This window comes from Thermomonospora echinospora, from assembly GCF_900108175.1.
Classification (GTDB): domain Bacteria; phylum Actinomycetota; class Actinomycetes; order Streptosporangiales; family Streptosporangiaceae; genus Thermomonospora; species Thermomonospora echinospora.
The window spans coordinates 1-17,216 of sequence record NZ_FNVO01000014.1 but is presented as its reverse complement, the minus strand read 5'-3'; the positions used below and the strand labels follow the sequence as shown (position 1 = coordinate 17,216).

The window sequence follows — 17,216 nt, the reverse complement described above, 5'->3', positions numbered from 1 at the left end:
TCGCCCTCAACAGGCCGCTCGCCCAGGTCACCCGGCCCCTGGTGATCGAGTTGGGGCCGAGACCAGCGAACCGTTGGTCAAGCGATCTGTCTTCGATCCGGCTGCTCGGTGTCACTCACAAGACATTGCCATGCACATCGGAACTACTCGATCTGGGGGTGGCCGCCAGGCTGAGCCAGGAATCCGGCGAGGGTGCCGCGGTCGCGCTGGAGGCTCTTGATGCGTGCATCCAGGGCTGCCAGTTCCCGGTCCAAGAGGTCGCGGATGTCGGCGCACCAGTCGAATTCCGGCTGGTCGTCGCGGGTGCACGGGAGCACCGACCGGATCACCTCGGTGGACAGGCCCGCGTCCAGCAGGACGCGGATCTTCCGCACGGTGATCACAGAGTCGTCGTCGTAGTGGCGATACCCGTTCGGTCCACGCCCGGCGGCGAGCAGGCCCTGCTCCTCGTAGTACCGCAGCAACCGCGGGCTGACCCCGGTACGCCGGGACAACTCCCCGATCAGCATGTCACCGTCCCGAATTGACCTTCTCACCAGTGTGAAGCCCTAACGTCGTCCCGCAAGCGATCATTCCGCACCGTTGGAGATACACATGACCCCTGTTGTCGTTCAACGCAACGGCCGCGCGGCGACCGCCGAAGAGCTGGCACCGCTCGCCTTCGCCGGCTATGCCCACTTCACTGCCATGCAGGTGCGTGGAGGCAAGGTCCGGGGCCTCGACCTTCATCTGGAACGGCTGCGGTTCGCCTCGGTGGAACTGTTCGGCCGGGCATTGCCCGACGACCGGGTGCGGTCCTATCTGCGGGCGGCGCTGGAGGCGGGTCCCGCAGACATCTCGCTGACGGCCACCGTGTACTCCTCGCCGGGGGAGTTCACCGCGGGCGGGGATGATGTAGAGCCCGAGGTCCTGATCCGTACCGGACCGCCCGCGTCCGGTCCGGCGGGACCCCTGACGCTGGCGACGGTCGAGTACGAACGGGTCCTGCCCGCCGTGAAGCATGTCGGTGAGGTGGCCAAGACCTACTTCATGCGTCGGGCCGTCCGGGAAGGCTTCGATGACGCCGCCTTCGTTGACCGCCGGGGCCGGCTCAGCGAGGGAACAATCTGGAACCTGGCCTTCTGGGACGGCAGCGCCGTGGTGTGGCCCGACGCCGAGATGCTGGTCGGGACCACGATGGGCATCGTCCGCCGACAATTGGACCGCCTCGGCGTCCCCCAGCGCGTGCAGGAGATCACCCCCGCCGACCTGCCGACATTGGCCGGTGCCGTGGTCATGAACTCATGGACGCCGGGTGTCGCGGTCCATCGGATCGGCTCTGCGCCCGTGCCCGAAGCACCCCGCTTCCTGGAATTGCTTCACCAGGCCTACCAGGCCGAACCGCTCACCGAATGCTAAGAACGTGTCCCACCTGGTGGTCCCTCGTTGATCTTGGTGTGCCAGGTGGACAGTGGAGCTGGATCGTGCCACACGGGTTGTGGGAGGTAGTGCGGCCGTTGCCGACGCCGCCCAGCATGTCCAGGCCAGCCCGGCGCTGCCGTGCCCGATGGCAGAACAGCTCGGCCGCCAGGCGATCCACCTGCTCGGTGGACCTGGCCCAAGCGACAGGATCGGGCCATCGACGCGATCCGGGCGATCATCCACCGGCGAGCCGCAGCTTGACCCCTACCCTCCGTGTCGCGCGGCAGACCGGGCCTTTGCCCGGCCTGCCGTTTCCCACCGCCACCGCGGGCACCACCGGCATACTCGGTCACCTGGCGGCAACGGGCCGACGAGCGAGGGCGCCTCGAACGCGTCGACCAGCCGGGCCCGCGAGTGCGCGACTTCGACGAGCTCGGCCTGGAGCCGTTCGCCGGAGCCGCGCTGGAGCAGCGCCCGGGCGAGCGCGGCCTGCGTGCCGGCGATCAGTGCCAGCAGGTACGGGACGGCGGGCAGTAGCACCAGCGCGGCGATCGCGTACGGCAGCGCGGCCGCCGGGGTGGCGACCTTCACCGGGCCCAGCGCCATCGGGCCGTCGCCGCCCAGCAGGATCAGCGGGGCGGCGACGGCGCCGATCTGGAAGATCAGCGCGGACAGCAGCGCCGCGTACAGGACGGGATGGCGGCGGCCAGCAGCAGGAAGCAGCCGAGTTCATGCTTATGTGAACTGTTGCACTGTGGGGTCACTCCGTGCGATGCCGGGCCTTCACGGTGTTCAGGGCGGCCATGAAGCGCGTGAGGAGTGGGTCGGTGTCCCCGGCTCGCCAGACCAGGTGCAAGGTGGTGGCGGTACCCGCGAGTCGTCGAGGTGTCACGCCCTCCCGGTGCAGGACTCGATAGGAGTCGGCCATCACGGCCGCACCGAAGCCGGCGGCGACCAGCGCGAGGATGGTCTGAACGGTCCGGGCTCGTGCGCCGATGCGCGGCACGATCCCGGCGTGATGGCACAACGCGGTGATCTCGTCGTGCGCATGGGGCGCGGATTCGCGTGGCCACAGCACCAGGGGGATCTCACCGAGTACGGACACCGGCGCCGGCTCACGGGTCCTGGCGAGGGGGTGCACGGACGGCAGGAAGAGGGTCAACGGCTCGCGCGCCCAGACCCGTGTGGCGAGACGGGCGTCACGGACCGGCAGCCGCTGCACCGCCACGTCGAGGTTTCCGTCCAGGATGCCGGCCGACATCTCGGCGTCATCGAACAACTCCACCAGGGACAGGTCGACGTCGGGGAGTTCCGCCCGCAGCCGCCCGAGGGCGTCTCCCAGCGCGCCGTTGATGCCCGATCCGGCGAACCCCACCGTCAAGCGACCGGTCTTGCCCTCGGCGGCCAGCCGTACGTCGTTCGGGACGGCTTCGGCATCGGCCAGCATGCGCACGGCCCGCCGGAGCAGCGCCTCCCCGGCGGCGGTCGGAACGAGCCGGCGGCCGCCGCGGGCGAACAGTTCGACCCCCAGGCGTCGTTCCAGCTCACGGAGCTGCCGGCTCAGGTTCGGCTGGGTCAGCCGTAGACGGCGGGCGGCTCCGCTGATGGATCCCTCTTCGGCGATCGCGACCACATAACCCAGCAACCGTAGATCCATCCATACCTCCGGGGCATGGTTGCCATATCAATCGATGCCTCAGAGTAGGCATGTCGGGGTCCCTCGGTAAAGAATGAAGCCGTCCCGATTCACCGGAAAATGCCGGAGCCGTCGTGAAACACCTTGGGGTTCTCGCTCACAGCACGGGAGGGGCCGCGCTCTGCTTCCTCACTTTCTGTGAGGAGGGATTCCGCCGGACCGGCCGCAACGAGCATCCCGACGTCACCCTGGACTACATCGCCTTCGGGTACAGCATGCCCGCTTGGGACGCGGGGGATCACGCGACCGTCCGGGCCACCCTGGCCACCAGCGCGCAGCGGCTCGCCCGGGCCGGCGCCGACTTCTTCGTATGCCCGGACAACACCGCCCACATGGCCATGGAGGTGCCGGGACCGGACCTGGCGCTGCCGGGCCTGCACATCGCCGAGGTCGTCGCGGACCAGGCCGCGGCCGAGGGGCGCACCCGTGTCGGCGTGCTGGGCACCAGGTACACGATGGACGGCCCGCTGTATCCGCGTGCGTTCGCCGCCCGTGGGATCGCCGCGGAACTGCCGGACGCCGACGACCGCGACCTCGTCAACGAGGTCATCTTCAAGGAGCTGGTGAACGGCGTGATCAGCGATGCGTCGCGCCGGGAGTACCTCCGCGTCATCGACCGGCTGGCCGACCGGGGCTGTGACGCGGTCGCTCTTGTCTGCACCGAGATCCCGTTGCTGATCACGCCCGAGGTCTCCTCCCTGCCGACGCTGGATTCGACCCGGCTGCTGGCACGCGCGGCCTATGACGTCGCCGTCGGCGAGCGGGCGATGCCCGACTGGCGCGGCGGCCCCCGATGAGCCGGGAACGCCGCGGAACGGAGCGCACGAGGTCACATCCCGAACAGCGCCTCGGGGAACTGGGGCTGACGTTGCCGGAGGCCGTCCCCCCGGTCGCGACGTACGTACCCGCCGTACGCAGCGGTGACCACGTCCACGTATCGGGCCAGGTGCCGCTGCGGGAGGGGCGGCTGATCGCGGCCGGCCGGCTCGGTGACACGGTCAGCGTGGAACTCGGGTACGAGTGCGCGCGCCAGTGCGCCCTGAACGCACTGGCGGCGCTGAAGGCGGAGATCGGTGACCTGGCGGCGGTGGCCCGCGTGGTCAAGGCCGTGGTGTACGTCGCGTCAACGGCCGATTTCACCCGGCACCCACAGGTCGGCGACGGTGCGTCGGACCTGCTCTGCGAACTCTTCGGCGACGCCGGACGGCATGCCCGCTCGGCGGTCGGCGTGTTGACGCTGCCGCTGAGCGCACCCGTCGAACTGGAACTCCTGGTCGAGCTTCACCGACCGGCACGCGGCTGAGCCCGCGAATCCCCTGAAGCCCCCGGCCGCTGGCCTGCGGGGAAGGCAACACCTTTCGTCATGAGGAGGGCGCGCATGCCCGCGAAAGTCCCGGCGGCGATCGTCGGTTCGGGCAACATCGGAACGGATCTGCTCTACAAGCTCCGCCGATCCGAGCTCATCGACCCGCGTTTCATGATCGGCATTGACCCGGACAGCGAGGGTCTGCGGCGGGCGAAGGACCTCGGCGTCGAGGTGTCCGCGGAGGGCGCCGACTGGCTGCTCGGCCGATCGGACCGGCCCCCGCTGCTCTTCGAGGCGACCTCGGCGAAGGTGCACGCCGCGGCCGCACCGCGTTACGCGGCCGCGGGGATCACCGCGATCGACCTGACACCCGCTTCGGTCGGGCCATGGGTCGTACCCGCCGTCAACCTCGACGAGCACCTGCAGGCGCCGAACCTCAACATGGTCAGCTGCGCGGGACAGGCCACCATCCCCCTCCTGTATGCGATCGATCAGGTCGCCGACGTCTCCTACGGCGAGATCGTCGCGACCATCGCCAGCGCCAGCGCCGGTCCGGGCACCCGGTGGAACCTCAGCGAGTTCAGCGAGAAGACCGGGCAAGCCCTGACCGCGGTCGCCGGAGTGGACGAGGCCAAGGCGTTCTCACTGATCAATCCGGCCGAGCCTCCCATGGTCATGCGCGACACCGTGTACGCGAAGGTACGCCGGAGTGACGCCGACCGGATCGAGCACGCCGTGCGGGACATGGTCGCGAAGGTCCGCCGCTACGTGCCGGGTTACCGGCTGCGACTCGTGGAGGTCGACGGCGATCTGGTCACCGTCATGGTGCAGGTGGAGGGCGCGGGCGACTTCCTGCCCGCGTACGCCGGCAATCTCGACATCATCACCGCCGCCGCGGTCGCCGTCGCCGAACGGATCGCGGAGCAGACCCTGGGAGCCGCCCGATGATCACTCTTGTGGACACGAGCCTGCGCGACGGCATGAGCAGCGTCTCGCACAAGTTCACGCCGGACCAGGTCGGGGCGGTGGCGAGGGGCCTGGACAGGGCGGGTGTCCGGGTCATCGAGGTCGCCCACGGCATCGGCATCGGCGCCTCCTCGATCCAGTACGGGATCGCCGCCGCGACGGACGTCGAGTACGTCCAGGCCGCCGTCACCGCGGCGGACAGGGCGGACATCGCCGTGTTGTACGTGCCGGGGATCTCGACGCTCGCGGCCCTGGACGCCGTCCGCGACGCGGGCGCGACCACGGTACGGGTCGCCACGCACTGCACCGAGGCCGACTGCGCCGAGCAACCGATCCGCCACGCCCGCGACCACGGCATGCGCGTCATGAGCTTCCTGATGATGAGCCACAAGCTCGAACCCGCGGCCCTCGCCGAGCAGGCCGCCAAGCTGGACTCCTACGGCGCGCAGGTGATCTACGTGGTCGACTCCGCTGGGGCGCTCGTGCCCGGTTCCGCCGGGGCCCGCGTCGCCGCGCTGCGCGACGCGGTCCACGCCGACATCGGCTTCCACGCCCACAACAACCTGGGAGTGGGCATCGGCAACGCGCTCGCCGCGGTCGAGCACGGCGCGACCTACATCGACGGGTCGCTGCGAGGTCTGGGGGCCAGCGCGGGCAACGCCCAGACGGAGGTTCTCGCGGCGGCGCTGGAGCGAGCCGGTCACGACCCGGGAGTCGACGTCTTCGCGCTGATCGAGGTCGCCGAGCACGTCATGGCACCGTTGATGGTCGAACCCCAGATCGTTGACGAGACCGCGCTCCTGCTCGGCTACGCCGGTCTGTACTCCACCTTCTTCCATCCGGCCAAGCGCGCTGCGGGCAAGTACGGCGTGCCCGTGCGCGAACTCCTCCTGGAGTTGGGTCGGCGTGAGGTCATCGGCGGCCAGGAGGACATGATCATCGACGTCGCGGCGGAGCTCTCCAGCCGGTATGGAGCGCGTCAGTGAGGACTTCCGAGATCCGTGAGGCGGCCGCCGCGCTGCTCGACGCCCACCGGTCGGGCACGCCGATTCCTCCCCTGAGCATGACCTACCCCAGCGCGACGATCGCCGACGCCTATCGGATCCAGCAGGAGCAGGTGCGGTTCTGGACCGAAGCCGGAGACCGGGTCCGCGGCCACAAGATCGGCCTGGTCTCGGCCGTGATCCAGCGGCAGATGGGCGTCCACGAGCCCGACTACGGTCATCTGACCGCGAGCATGTTCCACCCGGAGCACCGGCCGATCCCGGCCGGCGCGTTCCTCCAGCCCCGGATCGAGCCGGAGATCGCCTTCGTCCTCGGCGCTCCGCTCCGCGGACCCGGCGTGACGGTCGACGACGCCGGCAGGGCGGTGCGATACCTGCTGCCGGCGCTCGAGATCGTCGACTCCCGGATCCGGGACTGGAAGATCACGATCGTCGACACGATCGCCGACAACGCGTCGTCCGGGGCGGCGATCCTCGGAAGCACGCCGATCGATCCGGCCGAGGTCGACCTGCCGTCCGTGAGCTGCGCTCTGCTCAGGAACGGCACGGTCATCGAAACCGGCACGGGAGCGGCGGTCCTCGGCACGCCGTTCAACGCTTTGGCCTGGCTGGCGAACGCCATCGGCGCGCTGGGGGTGTCGCTGGAACCGGGCCAGGTCGTGCTGTCCGGCTCCATCACCAGGGCCATCGCGATCGCGCCGGGCGACAGCATCATGGCGGAATTCCCCGGGATCGGGAGGGTGACGGCGATGCTGGCCGAGGATGACCCGTCCTGACAGAGAGGAACCGTCAGCGGATGCACCCGGGTTGGGCTGCGGGCCGCCGATACGCGGCGCACCACAGGAACAAGATCACCTATCGGGAAGTCTCCACGCTTCCAGGGGGTTGACAGACCGGGATAGATACCGATCCGGCTTTATCGCCTTGGTTTCCCCTTTCGACGCGGCGGCTGCGGATTTTGTTGAAGGCGAGCCTGTAACGCCTGGTGGAGGCGTGGAAGCTGGGCAGCACCTCCAGCGCCGGTAAGAGCAGACCTGCATCAGACATGGTCGGCGCCGCGTGGGGCGGGCTGCCGGGTGCGTGTGGCGTGGATGGAGCCGAGCAGGTGCAGAGCTTGCGCGCTGCCGCTGCCGGGCTCGGCATGGTAGATCACGAGTTGCTGGCCGGGGGCCCGTCGCACGTCCAATGCCTCGTAATGGAGCATGAGAGGGCCGACGTCGGGGTGCAGGAGCATCTTGGTCTCGTGGGTCTTACCGCGCACGCTGTGGCCGGCCCACAGGCGGGCGAAGTCCGTGCTGTGGCGGGTGAGAGTGTCCACGAGTTCGCGCAGGCGCGGGTTGTCCGGTTCGTAGCCGACCGCCTCGCGCAGATTCGCGACCGTGGCCTGGGCGGCCCGGTTCCAGTCCTGGTAGAAGGTACGTCCTGCGGGGTCTGCGAATGCCATGCGGGCCAGGTTGTCCGCCGGGTGGAACGGTGAATAGAGGGCGTAGGCCAGCGTGTTGGTGGCCAGGAGGTCCAGGGTCCGGTTGAGGACGAAGGCGGGCGTGTGGGTGTAGCCGTCCATCAGTTGCCGCAACGTGGGGCTGACCTGGTCGGGTACGAGTACGGCCGGGCCTTCGGGCACCGTGCCGGCGAGCCGGTGCAGGTGCGCCCGGGCGTCGCCGTCGAGGCGTAGCGCGCGGCTGAGCGCGTCGAGCACCTGGGGAGACGGGCGGCGTTCGCGGCCTTGCTCCAAGCGGGTGTAGTAGTCGGCGTTGATGCCGGCGAGCACCGCGACCTCCTCGCGACGCAGCCCGGGAACGCGGCGGGCGCCGTGGCTCGGCATGCCGATCTCCTCGGGCCGGAGCCCGGATCTGCGGCTCCGCAGGAATTCTCCCAGGTCGTTGTCAGCCATGTCGTCAGACTATGCAGCGTGGCGACCGGGTGCCTGGACGTGTCACACCCAGGCTCAAGGCGTCCTGGCCGGCCTGTGGGGCGCTGACCAGAATCGGTGGTGCAGGACATTCCCTACCACCAGCGAGAGGTCAGCCATGGCCAAGGATTCGGCGCACGGTCCGGACATCGGCGTCGTCGGCATGTGGGTCACTGCGGACGGCTACATCCGTCAGGAGTTGCGTGCGGACGGTCGCTACGACGAGGCGCGCGGCTCGCGCGCCAGTGCCTACACCGGTCGTTACACGGTCACGGGCAGTCATATCGAATACGTCGACGACACCGGTTTCACTGCCACGGGAGACGTACGCGGCGGCGTGCTCTACCACGAGCACCTCGTGCTGTACCGCGAGCGGCCCGCCTCCTGACGGGCGTCTCGAAAGTGAGAGCAACACCAGGACGGGCGCTCCATCCGTGCAGGACACCCCGACTGGCGCAGGTCGGCAGGTCCCAGGCCGCCCCCGGTCGCAAGGCCGAGGGCTTGGCTGGAGGGCCCCGGTCGGTGTGTGGGCTTCCGGAGTGTGAGATAGGTCCTAGGCGAATCGATAGTGATGACTTCAAGGTTCTATATACCTAAATCCAGATCTGGTTAGTGTAGTACCTCGTCGTCGCTCGTACCGGTGTGCCCGCGCAGGTCGGCTGACGGCGACTTCATGCACGTGTCGCCGGACCCATGAGGAACGCCATGACCGACAAGGACCTCGCCAGGACCAACAAGGAGATCTTGCGCAGGTACTACGCACGGGCCAGTGGCCGACGCGACGATGCCGCCGACGACCGGCTCGCCGAGTTCTTCCATGAGGACGTCGAGCTGCCGGCGAACACACTGCCGCACGGACGACAGGGGCTGGAGGGCCTCCGGGAGCACAACCGCTACATGCGGACGGTGCTGGCGGGCGGTCCGCCGACGGTCGAGGCGATGATCGCCGAGGGCGACAAGGTCGCCGTGCGGCTGACGCTCCGCGGTCGGGTGATCGGCGAGCTGATGGGGCTGCGGCCGAGCGACAAGGAGTTCGAGATCGAAGAGCACATGATCTTCACGTTCCGCAACGGCAAGGTCAGCCGGGTCGACCGCGTCGCCGATCGGTACGCGCTCGTCGAGCAGGTCGGGCAGGGAAGCATCAGCATCGGTTGACCGCCCGGCGCGCCACGACACCACGCATTCGACAGAGGTAGGGAACCGTGTCTCGGCCAGGCGATCGACAGCTCCACTTCAACCTCCATCTCGACCCCGCAGGCCACCACATCGCCGCCTGGCGCCGGACCGGCCACGACCTCTCCCGCTACGACGACATCGCCTACGACATCGAGCTCGTCCGGCTCGCGGAGCGGGGCAGGCTCGACTCGATCTTCATCGCCGACGCGCCGCTACTGCTGCCCAACACCAGGTACCGGGTGCCGCTCCTCGAGCCCATCACGCTGCTGTCGGCCTACGCGGCGGCGACCAGTCGCATCGGCCTGATCGCGACGATCGTCGTCGGGCTGTCGATCGCCGTGTTCCCGTCATTCGCCCGGCTGGCGCGCAGCCGGACGCTGCAGCACGCCGATGCCGAGTACGTGCTGGCCGCGCGCGGGCTCGGCGCGCGGCGGACCACGATCCTGCTGCGCGAACTGCTGCCCGTCGTCGCACCGCCGGTGTCCGCCTACGCCGGCGTCATCGCGGCCGTGCTGGTCCTGGCCGAGGCCGCCCTGAGCTTCCTCGGGCTCGGCGTGGTCGCCCCCATCCCCAGCTGGGCAACATGATCGCCGACGGGCGCAACCAGCTGCAGAGCCGGCCGCACCTGGCCTTCGTCCCCGCCACCGTACTGTTCCTGACGATCCTGTCCTTCAGCGTCGTCGGCGAGTGGCTGCGCGGCCGCTCCGACGAGCAGGCGAAGCTTTGACGGGCAGGGGTGGACTGGACGGCGCGGGCCCGCTTTCGTCATGATGCGCGAATGTGGCGCGAGCTGATCGAACGACACACCTCCCAGGCCCGGTTCGCCTCGCCGGCCACGAAACAGGCGCTGTACCGGGCCGAGGAGACGCTGGGGCACCTGCTTCCCGACGACCTGGCCGAACTGCTCGGTGAGACCGATGGCGTGGTCGACGGCAACGGGTACAACCTGGTGTTCTCCGCCGAGCAGCTGGTCCAGGGCAACGTGGAGATGCGCACCTACCCCGCCCTGAAACGGCTCTACATGTCGTTCGACCAGTTGCTGTTCTTCTCCGACGTTCCCCGGGACGGCAACCTGTTCGCCTACGCCCTCGTCCCCGAAGGCAGGCCGGACATCTTCGTCTGGGACCACCGGACCGACAATCGCCGCCGCGTCGCACCGTCCCTGGAGCACTTCATCGAGGCATGGCTCACCGACGATATCCGGCTGTGACCCGTACGCCTCGCAGACTTCGCCGGTGAAGTGATTTCTCGACGGGCGTCAACCGACGCGTTCCGCCGCCGTTTCAAAGGCGATCACGTCCCGGACGAGTTCCACGGCGACCCTGGCGTTCTCCGCCGTGCTCAGTGCGGAACCCGCGGTGAAAAGCCCATTGATGATCAGCAGTATGCGGTCGGCGAGCCGTTCCGGATCGACCGCCGTGGTGCGCCGGGCCAGCTCGCAGAGTTGCTCGCGCACGGCCCCGAAGTGCTCCAGTGCCGCCTGGTGGACGGGATGCCCCTCTTCGGGGAACTCCGCGTAGGTGTTGCGTATCGGGCAGCCGCGGGGGCCGGGCACGCCGGCGCCCACCAGCCGCACCAGCTCGACCAGCTGCTCCTCCGGGCGCTCGCTCGCCCCGAGCGCCACCGCCAGGCTCCGCTCCCAGCTCCCCTCGCAGCGGTGCAGGTAGGCGGTGACGAGCTCGTCCTTGCTGCCGAACTCCCGATAGAGCAGTTGCTTGCCGCAGCCGGCCTCGTCGATGATGCGTTGCATCCCGACGGCGTGGACGCCATAGCGGTCGAACAGGTCGGTCGCGGCGTCGAGAATGCGTTCACGCACGCTGGTGGACGGTTGCCGAGGCATGTCGCGATAATACCAGACCAATCAGTCCGGCAGCAGGCGGAGGCTTCCGGCCGGGCGACCGCGACGATGGCGCATGCGTCCCGAAAACCGGTGGTGACCCGTAGTTTCGTCGCTTCCACCTGGCACCACTGCCATTCATTCGCCTACCATCGATTATGCATGTCGCCCCGTATGATCGACAAACCGGCGAGTGGACGGGAGTGCCCGGAATGGCCACGGAAGAACGAACTTTCTCCCAGGAGGATTATGACTTCGACGCGCTTTATGCGGGCCGTGCGAGGTTCGAGGGCTCCGATCCGGACGCGAATTTCATTCCGTGGGACATCGGGGAACCGCAACCTGTGATCGTGGAGCTGGAACAGGCGGGGGGCTTTCGCGGCAAGGTGCTCGACGTGGGGTGCGGGCTGGGCGAGAACGCGATCCTGCTCGCCGGCAACGGCCACGAGGTGACCGGGGTGGACGGCTCGCCCAGCGCGATCGAGCAGGCCGGGCGGCGCGCCTCGGAGCAGGGCGTCCGGGTGCGGTTCCTGGTGGCCGACGCCACCGAACTGCGCGACATCGGCACCGGTTTCGACACCGTCCTCGACAGTGGCCTGTACCACTGCCTGAACGGCGAGCAGCGGTCGGCGTACACCGCCGCGCTACACCGGGTGTGCCGGCCGGGCGCCGTGCTGCACCTGTTCTGCTTCGCCGAATCCGTGCCGTCCGGGACGCCGATCGCCGAGGAGGCCCTGGTCAGCACGGACGACCTGCACGCCAATCTGGACCGGCACTGGCGGATCGAGGACATCGCGGACACCGTCTTCGCCACCGGGTTCACTCGCGAACTGCTCGCCAAGATGCAGCAGACGGGCACCGCAGCGGGCGGCACGGAGACCGCCGGCGCACCGCCCCTGGACGCGCTGCGGGTGGACGAGCGCGGGCGGGTGCTCACGCCGATGCACCACGTACGCGCCCGGCGGAGGTGACCGGTGGCTCCCCGGTCCTCACGCCGTCGCGCTCACAGGGCTCCGGCCGCCTCCGCGGTGTAGACGGTGGGATAGATCGGTCGGAAGCCGAGCTCATGGCGGATCTTGGACGTGTCGACGATGCCCTCCCACGGATCGTCGAAGCTCCGGTCCCCCGCCGTGCCGGCCGTGCCAGGTTCGCCGTTGAGGTTCTGCAACTCCAGGTAGGTGACGGGCGCGTCGTCGGCCACGTTGTAGATCTCTCCGTCCACCCCGTCTGCTCGCAGGACCCGCAGCAGGGCCTGCCCGACGTCGGCGTGGTGCACCAGGTGCAGCCGCTTGTGCGGCGGCCAGTCCCCCGCCCAGTGCAGCGATTCGGCCAGGTGCGGATCGCCTTCGCCGTAGACGAACGCCAGGCGGACGATGCACAGCGGCAGCCCCTGCGCCTCATGGAGTCGCAGGAGGGTCTTTTCGGCGGCTACCTTGCTCGTGGTGTAGGCCCAGCCGGGCGGTGCGGGCTCGTCGGACTCCCGGGCGGGCCGACCGCGGCCGTTGCCGTAGACGAGGGTCGTGCCGACATGGACGAACCGGGAGACACCGGCCCGCAGCGAGGCCTCGGCCAGTTCGACGGTCGCGGTGTGGTTGACCGCGACCGCCTCCTTGTCGGGGACGTCGCGGAACGCCGCGCCGAGGTGAACGACCGCGTCCACCCCCTCCAGAGCGTCGGCGAGCGTTCCGGCGGCGCGCAGGTCTCCGATGACGACCTCGGCGCCGAGCCGGCCGAGCAGCTCGGCGCGTCGCGGGTCGCGGGCCAGGACGCGGACGGGCTCGCCCCCTCGAAGCAGGCGGGGAACGAATCGGCTGCCGACGCGACCGGTGGCACCGGTCACCAAAATGGCCATGGGGACTCCTGAAAATGGGCGATGAACTGGGCGGTCGCGCACGCCGCCGAATCGGCTCGTAACAACACCGGCGGTCGCGGGTCGCCGCCGATCGTAGTAATTCCGCCCCGATCTCGTGATCACGGCGGTGGCGCGATCTTACCCGCTCGCGGGTCCCCACTGCGGCGGGCACGGGATTCGACCCGAACTACCAGGGCCAGCGCCAGCCGTCGTTGTCGGGGACGACCCAATAGTGGTCGAGTTCCACCTTCGCGAAGTACCAGCGATCGCCTATTCGAACGTACTTGTCCGAGAACTGACCGATGCTGCTGAACGCGTGGCTGTCCTGGTTGAATCTGATCTGCTCTTCGAAGAAGCACACGCCGGTGGCGGTGTTCTCGCCCTGCAGATGGACCTGGTGCCCGTGGATGAAGTTCTTGAGCAAGATCGCCGTCGCGTTGCGCATGTCCCTGATCTGCTCGAGGAGCTGACCGTAGTAGTCCCGGACCTCCCTGCTCCCGTGGGCCTGGCCGTACTCGCCGTAGTCGAGGTGCGCGTCGTCGGTGAACAGGCCGGCCAGGGTGTCCCATTCGCGGTTGTTGAGGGAGCGGTGGAACTCGGCGCGCAGGCGGGTGATGTCCCGCACGGCCTCCAGTTCCTCAACGCGCTTTTCAAGCTGCTTCAGCGTGCTGGCGGTATCCAGTTCTTCTGGCATCCTGCCACCTTTCGGATCGGGGCCGCCGGGGCGATGCACGAGCACGAATGCGGCGCGCCGTCGGAGCCGGGTCGGCGATATTCCAACCGTCGCAAGCGGGTACCGCGATGACAAGAGTTCACGTCCAGTTCTGTGGTTCGGCCGAAGGAACGACCGCCCGCTTGCCCGATCGGGCCGCGATGGCGTTCGCGAGGGTGATGCAGGATGCTTTGAGGGGTTTTGCGGTAACCGGGCCCACAACGTTGGACCGATCGGTCCCGGACGGCGCTTTCCGCTTGACAGTCCTTCACCGACCCGCCAATAATGCGATTGCGGACCGATCGGTCCGGATCGGTCCGCATGCCGGCACGATCCGCCGCGAGGGCCCGCGTCCTGCCATGCCTTCTTCGTTCCCGGCCGACCAGGAGTGCCGTGTGACTGCAGAAACGACATCCGCCCCACCCGATTCCGAGGCGGTGTATCCACGCCGATGGGCCGCGCTGGTCGTGCTCCTCGTGGCGTTCATGCTGGACCTGCTGAGCGTCACCATCGTCAACGTCGGACTGTCCTCGATCCAGCGCGACCTGGGCGCCAGCCCGACCGACCTGGAATGGATATCCGCCGCCTACCTGCTGTCCTTCGCGGTCGCGCTGATCACCGCCGCCAGGCTGGGTGACCTGCGCGGTCGCAAGCTCATCTTCCTGCTGGGCATCATCGGCTTCGCGGTGACCAGCCTGTGGTGCGGGATCGCGCGCAGCCCGGCCGAGCTGATCACCGCGCGCGTGTTCCAGGGACTGGCCGCCGCCGCCATCGCCCCCCAGGTGATGAGCATCCTCTACACGATCTTCACCGGCCGGGAACGCGCCACGGTGTTCGGCACGTTCGGGCTGGTCTCCGGCGTGACCCAGGCCGGCGGGCTGATCCTCGGCGGTGCGCTGATCACCGCGGACATCGGCGGGCTCGGCTGGCGCACGATCTTCCTGATCACCGTGCCGGTGGCGGTCGCGCTGATCCCCCTCGCGATCTGGCTGGTCCCGGAGAGCCGCGTGCCCGGGGGGACCCGCCCCCGGTGGGCCGCCACCGGCGTGCTCGTCGTCGGGCTGGTCGCGATCGTGTTCCCGCTGCTGGAGGGCCGCGCCTACGGCTGGCCCGTGTGGTGCTGGCTCTGCCTCGCCGCCGGGATCCTCGCGGTGCTGGGCCTGGCGGTCTTCGAGCACCGCGACCCGGGGCGGCGGGCGGGCGCCCTGCTCCCGGTGGCCCTGTTCCGCAACCGCACCGGCGCCGGCGGGCTGCTCGTGCTGCTGCTGGCGTTCTCCGGCTTCAGCGGCTTCATGATGATCTTCCCGCTGTGGTTGCAGGACGGCCAGCGCTTCTCGGCGCTGGAGGCGGGCCTGGTCTCGATCGCGTTCGCCGCGGGCGGCCTCGTCATGGCGATGCTCACCGGCCGGCTCACGATCCGGTTCGGACGGTTCATCGTGCTCGCCGGCTGCCTGCTGTCGGTGGCGGGCGGGATCGCCCTGCTCACCGCCGTGCACGCGACGTCGCCGACCGTCAACAGTTGGTCGCTGGTGCCCGGCCTGTTCGCGCTCGGCGTTGGGATGACCTTCGTCATGCCGCCGCTGACCACCCTGTTCCTGTCCGCCGTGCCGCCCGAGTACGCCGGCTCGGCCTCCGGTGTCTGGACCACCGGGCAGCAGTTCGGCAGCGCGGTCGGCGTCGCCGCGTTCGGCACGGTCTTCTTCACCGTCCTGGACGATCACGAGGGATACCAGACGGCGTTCACCACCAGCACAATCGCGGTGCTGGCGGCCTTGCTGATCAGCGCGGCGCTGTGCTTCATCCTCGCGCCGAACAGACAGCAGCAGGACGCGTAGTCGCCACCGCTGAAGCTGAACGGTGCCCCGGGGCCACGGCCTTGGGGCACTGATCGTCATGGGAGCGTGTGGACAATGCGACGGCGCAGGGACTGACGTCCCCGGCTCACCCCTTACCGGTTTCCGATCGGCCCAGGCACTCCTCCACGAACGTGAGAACGCCGAGGTGGTAATCGCGGGCGGCGTATCCGAGGCTGATGTTGTGTCCCGCCTCGGCCAGTCGTTCGGTACGGACCAGCGGAGCGGCCAGGCGCGCCGTCATGGCCTCGACGGTCTGGGGATCGCAGCGCCACCAGCGTTCGTACTCGGCGAAGGTGAACCGCACCGGAACCCGCACCCGGCGGGCCACGTCCGGATACCGGTGCGGCCAGTGCGGTATCTCGGCCAACTCCCTCAGCGGGATCGGTGCGGCGAGTTCCATCGCGTGCCGGAAGGTCCCCGGCGGGTACAGACGGAGCGGTCCCCAGCTCAGGGGCCGGGTACGCCGGTCGTTCATGTCGCGGTGCACAGCGGGATCGACGGCCCAGCGATCGCTGATGCCGGAGACGTCCACGCCCAGCAGTGCGTCGCCGCTCCAGCCCGCCGCGACCGTCAGCGCCAGCTTGCCGCCCAGCGAGTGGCCAACGATGAAGAAACCCGCCCCGGCCGGGTGACGGCCGCGGTAGTCGGTGAGAGCGTGACGGATGCGTCCCGCCTGCTCGTCCAGTTCCAGCCCGTCGGGCAGCTCGGTCACCGAAACGCCGTATCCCGGCCGGTCCAGCGCGAGCGCCGCATAGCCGCGTGCGGCCGCGAGTGACAGCAGTGACGCGGCCGGGTCGGCCTGGCTGTGGAAGTATCCCGCGCTCATGCCGGCCCCGTGCAGGGCGACGATCACGGCCTTCGGCGGGGATGCGGGTGGGACGGCGAGCAGTCCGGACAGCCGGAGACCGGCCGCGTTCACCTCGACGGTACGCACCCGAACGCCGCCACGGGCGCCCTGAGTCGGCAAGGGTGATGAACGCCGCGTCATGGCGCCCCTAGCCGCTGATCTGGCAGATGACGGCGCCGGCGGAGACGGACCCGCCGACCTCGGCGGACAGCCCGCTGACGGTGCCGGACCGGTGCGCGGTGATGGGCTGCTCCATCTTCATCGCCTCCAGGACGACAACGGGCTGACCGGCCTCCACCGGCTGGCCGTCCGCCACGGCGACCTTGACGATCGTGCCCTGCATGGGTGAGAGCAGGGCGTCGCCGGAGGGCGCCGACCGGGCCCTCTTCACCGCCCTGGGCCTGGCCTTCGCGCCGTCGCCGGCACCGGACCGGCCGAACACGGCGGACTCGCCCGCCAGGGTGGGCAGCGAGATCTCCACCCGCCTGCCCTCCACCTCGATGACCACGGTCTGACGCCCGGCCGGCTGCTCCCCGTCGAAGGTGGGCCGGTCCTCGTACGGCGCAATGGTGTTGTTGAACTCGGTTTCGATCCAGCGGGTGTGGACGGAGAACGGCTCGGAGGCGTACGCCGGGTCCTCCAGCACCACCC

22 protein-coding genes are annotated in these 17,216 nt (G+C 69.4%); 13 read left to right on the top strand and 9 right to left on the bottom strand.

Annotated features, from left to right (window positions below):
• Positions 1-143 precede the first annotated feature (143 nt).
• On the bottom strand, positions 144-509 hold the full coding sequence (locus C4U03_RS26640; protein ID WP_103941300.1) for a MerR family transcriptional regulator: 366 nt from the start codon (positions 507-509) through the stop codon (positions 144-146).
• An 85-nt stretch (positions 510-594) separates the two neighbouring features.
• Here C4U03_RS26640 and C4U03_RS26635 point away from each other — a divergent pair, with 85 nt between their 5' ends.
• Positions 595-1,398, top strand: coding sequence for an aminotransferase class IV family protein (locus tag C4U03_RS26635; protein ID WP_103941298.1), 804 nt, complete (start codon positions 595-597; stop codon positions 1,396-1,398).
• A 267-nt stretch (positions 1,399-1,665) separates the two neighbouring features.
• On the opposite strand, the gene C4U03_RS26630 is transcribed toward C4U03_RS26635, so the two are convergent.
• Both C4U03_RS26630 and C4U03_RS26625 read right to left on the bottom strand, forming a co-directional pair.
• Positions 1,666-2,007: a hypothetical protein gene (locus tag C4U03_RS26630; RefSeq protein WP_103941296.1), complete on the bottom strand. Its 342-nt coding sequence runs from the start codon at positions 2,005-2,007 to the stop codon at positions 1,666-1,668.
• Positions 2,008-2,161: 154 nt separating this feature from the next.
• Positions 2,162-3,058: a LysR family transcriptional regulator gene (locus tag C4U03_RS26625; protein WP_103941294.1), complete on the bottom strand. Its 897-nt coding sequence runs from the start codon at positions 3,056-3,058 to the stop codon at positions 2,162-2,164.
• Between the two features lie 113 nt (positions 3,059-3,171).
• Between C4U03_RS26625 and C4U03_RS26620 the strand changes: the two genes are divergently transcribed.
• The 5 genes from C4U03_RS26620 (at position 3,172) to C4U03_RS26600 (ending at position 7,149) form a co-directional block, all read left to right on the top strand.
• Positions 3,172-3,894 carry an aspartate/glutamate racemase family protein gene (locus C4U03_RS26620; protein ID WP_103941292.1) on the top strand — a complete coding sequence of 241 codons (723 nt, stop codon included), beginning with the start codon at positions 3,172-3,174 and terminating at the stop codon, positions 3,892-3,894.
• Positions 3,891-4,400, top strand: a complete 510-nt coding sequence (locus C4U03_RS26615; protein WP_103941290.1) for a RidA family protein — start codon at positions 3,891-3,893, stop codon at positions 4,398-4,400. The genes C4U03_RS26620 and C4U03_RS26615 overlap by 4 nt, the downstream gene beginning before the upstream one ends.
• 75 nt (positions 4,401-4,475) lie before the next feature.
• Positions 4,476-5,351: an acetaldehyde dehydrogenase (acetylating) gene (locus C4U03_RS26610; RefSeq protein WP_103941288.1), complete on the top strand. Its 876-nt coding sequence runs from the start codon at positions 4,476-4,478 to the stop codon at positions 5,349-5,351.
• Positions 5,348-6,355 (top strand): 4-hydroxy-2-oxovalerate aldolase, encoded by a 1,008-nt coding sequence (dmpG, locus tag C4U03_RS26605; RefSeq protein WP_103941286.1) that lies wholly within the window; start codon positions 5,348-5,350, stop codon positions 6,353-6,355. The genes C4U03_RS26610 and dmpG overlap by 4 nt, the downstream gene beginning before the upstream one ends.
• Positions 6,352-7,149: a 2-keto-4-pentenoate hydratase gene (locus C4U03_RS26600; RefSeq protein WP_103941284.1), complete on the top strand. Its 798-nt coding sequence runs from the start codon at positions 6,352-6,354 to the stop codon at positions 7,147-7,149. The genes dmpG and C4U03_RS26600 overlap by 4 nt, the downstream gene beginning before the upstream one ends.
• Positions 7,150-7,412: 263 nt before the next feature.
• Here the strand turns inward: C4U03_RS26600 and C4U03_RS26595 are convergent, their stop codons facing one another.
• Positions 7,413-8,267, bottom strand: coding sequence for a helix-turn-helix transcriptional regulator (locus tag C4U03_RS26595; RefSeq protein ID WP_103941282.1), 855 nt, complete (start codon positions 8,265-8,267; stop codon positions 7,413-7,415).
• Positions 8,268-8,403: 136 nt separating this feature from the next.
• On the opposite strand from C4U03_RS26595, the gene C4U03_RS26590 reads away from it, so the two are divergent.
• The 5 genes from C4U03_RS26590 to C4U03_RS26575 all read left to right on the top strand — a co-directional run bounded on the left by C4U03_RS26590 (position 8,404) and on the right by C4U03_RS26575 (position 10,671).
• The gene (locus C4U03_RS26590) at positions 8,404-8,673 is read left to right on the top strand and encodes an Atu4866 domain-containing protein (RefSeq protein ID WP_103941280.1); all 270 of its coding nucleotides are present in this window, start codon (positions 8,404-8,406) and stop codon (positions 8,671-8,673) included.
• Positions 8,674-8,990: 317 nt separating this feature from the next.
• Positions 8,991-9,440: an ester cyclase gene (locus tag C4U03_RS26585; RefSeq protein ID WP_160147113.1), complete on the top strand. Its 450-nt coding sequence runs from the start codon at positions 8,991-8,993 to the stop codon at positions 9,438-9,440.
• A gap of 47 nt (positions 9,441-9,487) precedes the next feature.
• Positions 9,488-10,048, top strand: a complete 561-nt coding sequence (locus C4U03_RS26580; protein ID WP_103941276.1) for an LLM class flavin-dependent oxidoreductase — start codon at positions 9,488-9,490, stop codon at positions 10,046-10,048.
• A complete protein-coding gene (locus C4U03_RS40640) occupies positions 10,045-10,188 on the top strand; it encodes a hypothetical protein (RefSeq protein WP_160147112.1) in 144 nt (47 codons plus the stop codon). Before C4U03_RS26580 ends, C4U03_RS40640 begins: the two co-directional genes overlap by 4 nt.
• A 51-nt stretch (positions 10,189-10,239) precedes the next feature.
• Positions 10,240-10,671, top strand: a complete 432-nt coding sequence (locus C4U03_RS26575) for an SMI1/KNR4 family protein (protein ID WP_103941274.1) — start codon at positions 10,240-10,242, stop codon at positions 10,669-10,671.
• Positions 10,672-10,719: 48 nt separating this feature from the next.
• Here the strand turns inward: C4U03_RS26575 and C4U03_RS26570 are convergent, their stop codons facing one another.
• On the bottom strand, positions 10,720-11,301 hold the full coding sequence (locus tag C4U03_RS26570; RefSeq protein ID WP_103941272.1) for a TetR/AcrR family transcriptional regulator: 582 nt from the start codon (positions 11,299-11,301) through the stop codon (positions 10,720-10,722).
• A gap of 155 nt (positions 11,302-11,456) precedes the next feature.
• Between C4U03_RS26570 and C4U03_RS26565 the strand changes: the two genes are divergently transcribed.
• Positions 11,457-12,269: a class I SAM-dependent methyltransferase gene (locus tag C4U03_RS26565; protein ID WP_327373701.1), complete on the top strand. Its 813-nt coding sequence runs from the start codon at positions 11,457-11,459 to the stop codon at positions 12,267-12,269.
• 32 nt (positions 12,270-12,301) lie between these two features.
• Here C4U03_RS26565 and C4U03_RS26560 read toward each other — a convergent pair whose 3' ends face one another.
• Entirely contained in the window at positions 12,302-13,150 is an 849-nt protein-coding gene (locus tag C4U03_RS26560; protein WP_103941268.1) for an NAD-dependent epimerase/dehydratase family protein, read from the bottom strand.
• 187 nt (positions 13,151-13,337) lie between these two features.
• Positions 13,338-13,844 carry a nuclear transport factor 2 family protein gene (locus tag C4U03_RS40635; RefSeq protein ID WP_160147111.1) on the bottom strand — a complete coding sequence of 169 codons (507 nt, stop codon included), beginning with the start codon at positions 13,842-13,844 and terminating at the stop codon, positions 13,338-13,340.
• 413 nt (positions 13,845-14,257) lie between these two features.
• On the opposite strand from C4U03_RS40635, the gene C4U03_RS26550 reads away from it, so the two are divergent.
• A complete protein-coding gene (locus C4U03_RS26550; RefSeq protein WP_160147110.1) occupies positions 14,258-15,697 on the top strand; it encodes an MFS transporter in 1,440 nt (479 codons plus the stop codon).
• Between the two features lie 106 nt (positions 15,698-15,803).
• Here the strand turns inward: C4U03_RS26550 and C4U03_RS26545 are convergent, their stop codons facing one another.
• Together C4U03_RS26545 and C4U03_RS42885 are read right to left on the bottom strand one after the other, a co-directional pair.
• Entirely contained in the window at positions 15,804-16,637 is an 834-nt protein-coding gene (locus C4U03_RS26545; RefSeq protein ID WP_235018160.1) for an alpha/beta fold hydrolase, read from the bottom strand.
• 76 nt (positions 16,638-16,713) lie between these two features.
• A partial coding sequence (locus tag C4U03_RS42885) for a biotin/lipoyl-containing protein (RefSeq protein WP_146087540.1) occupies positions 16,714-17,216 on the bottom strand: 503 nt, incomplete at its 5' end.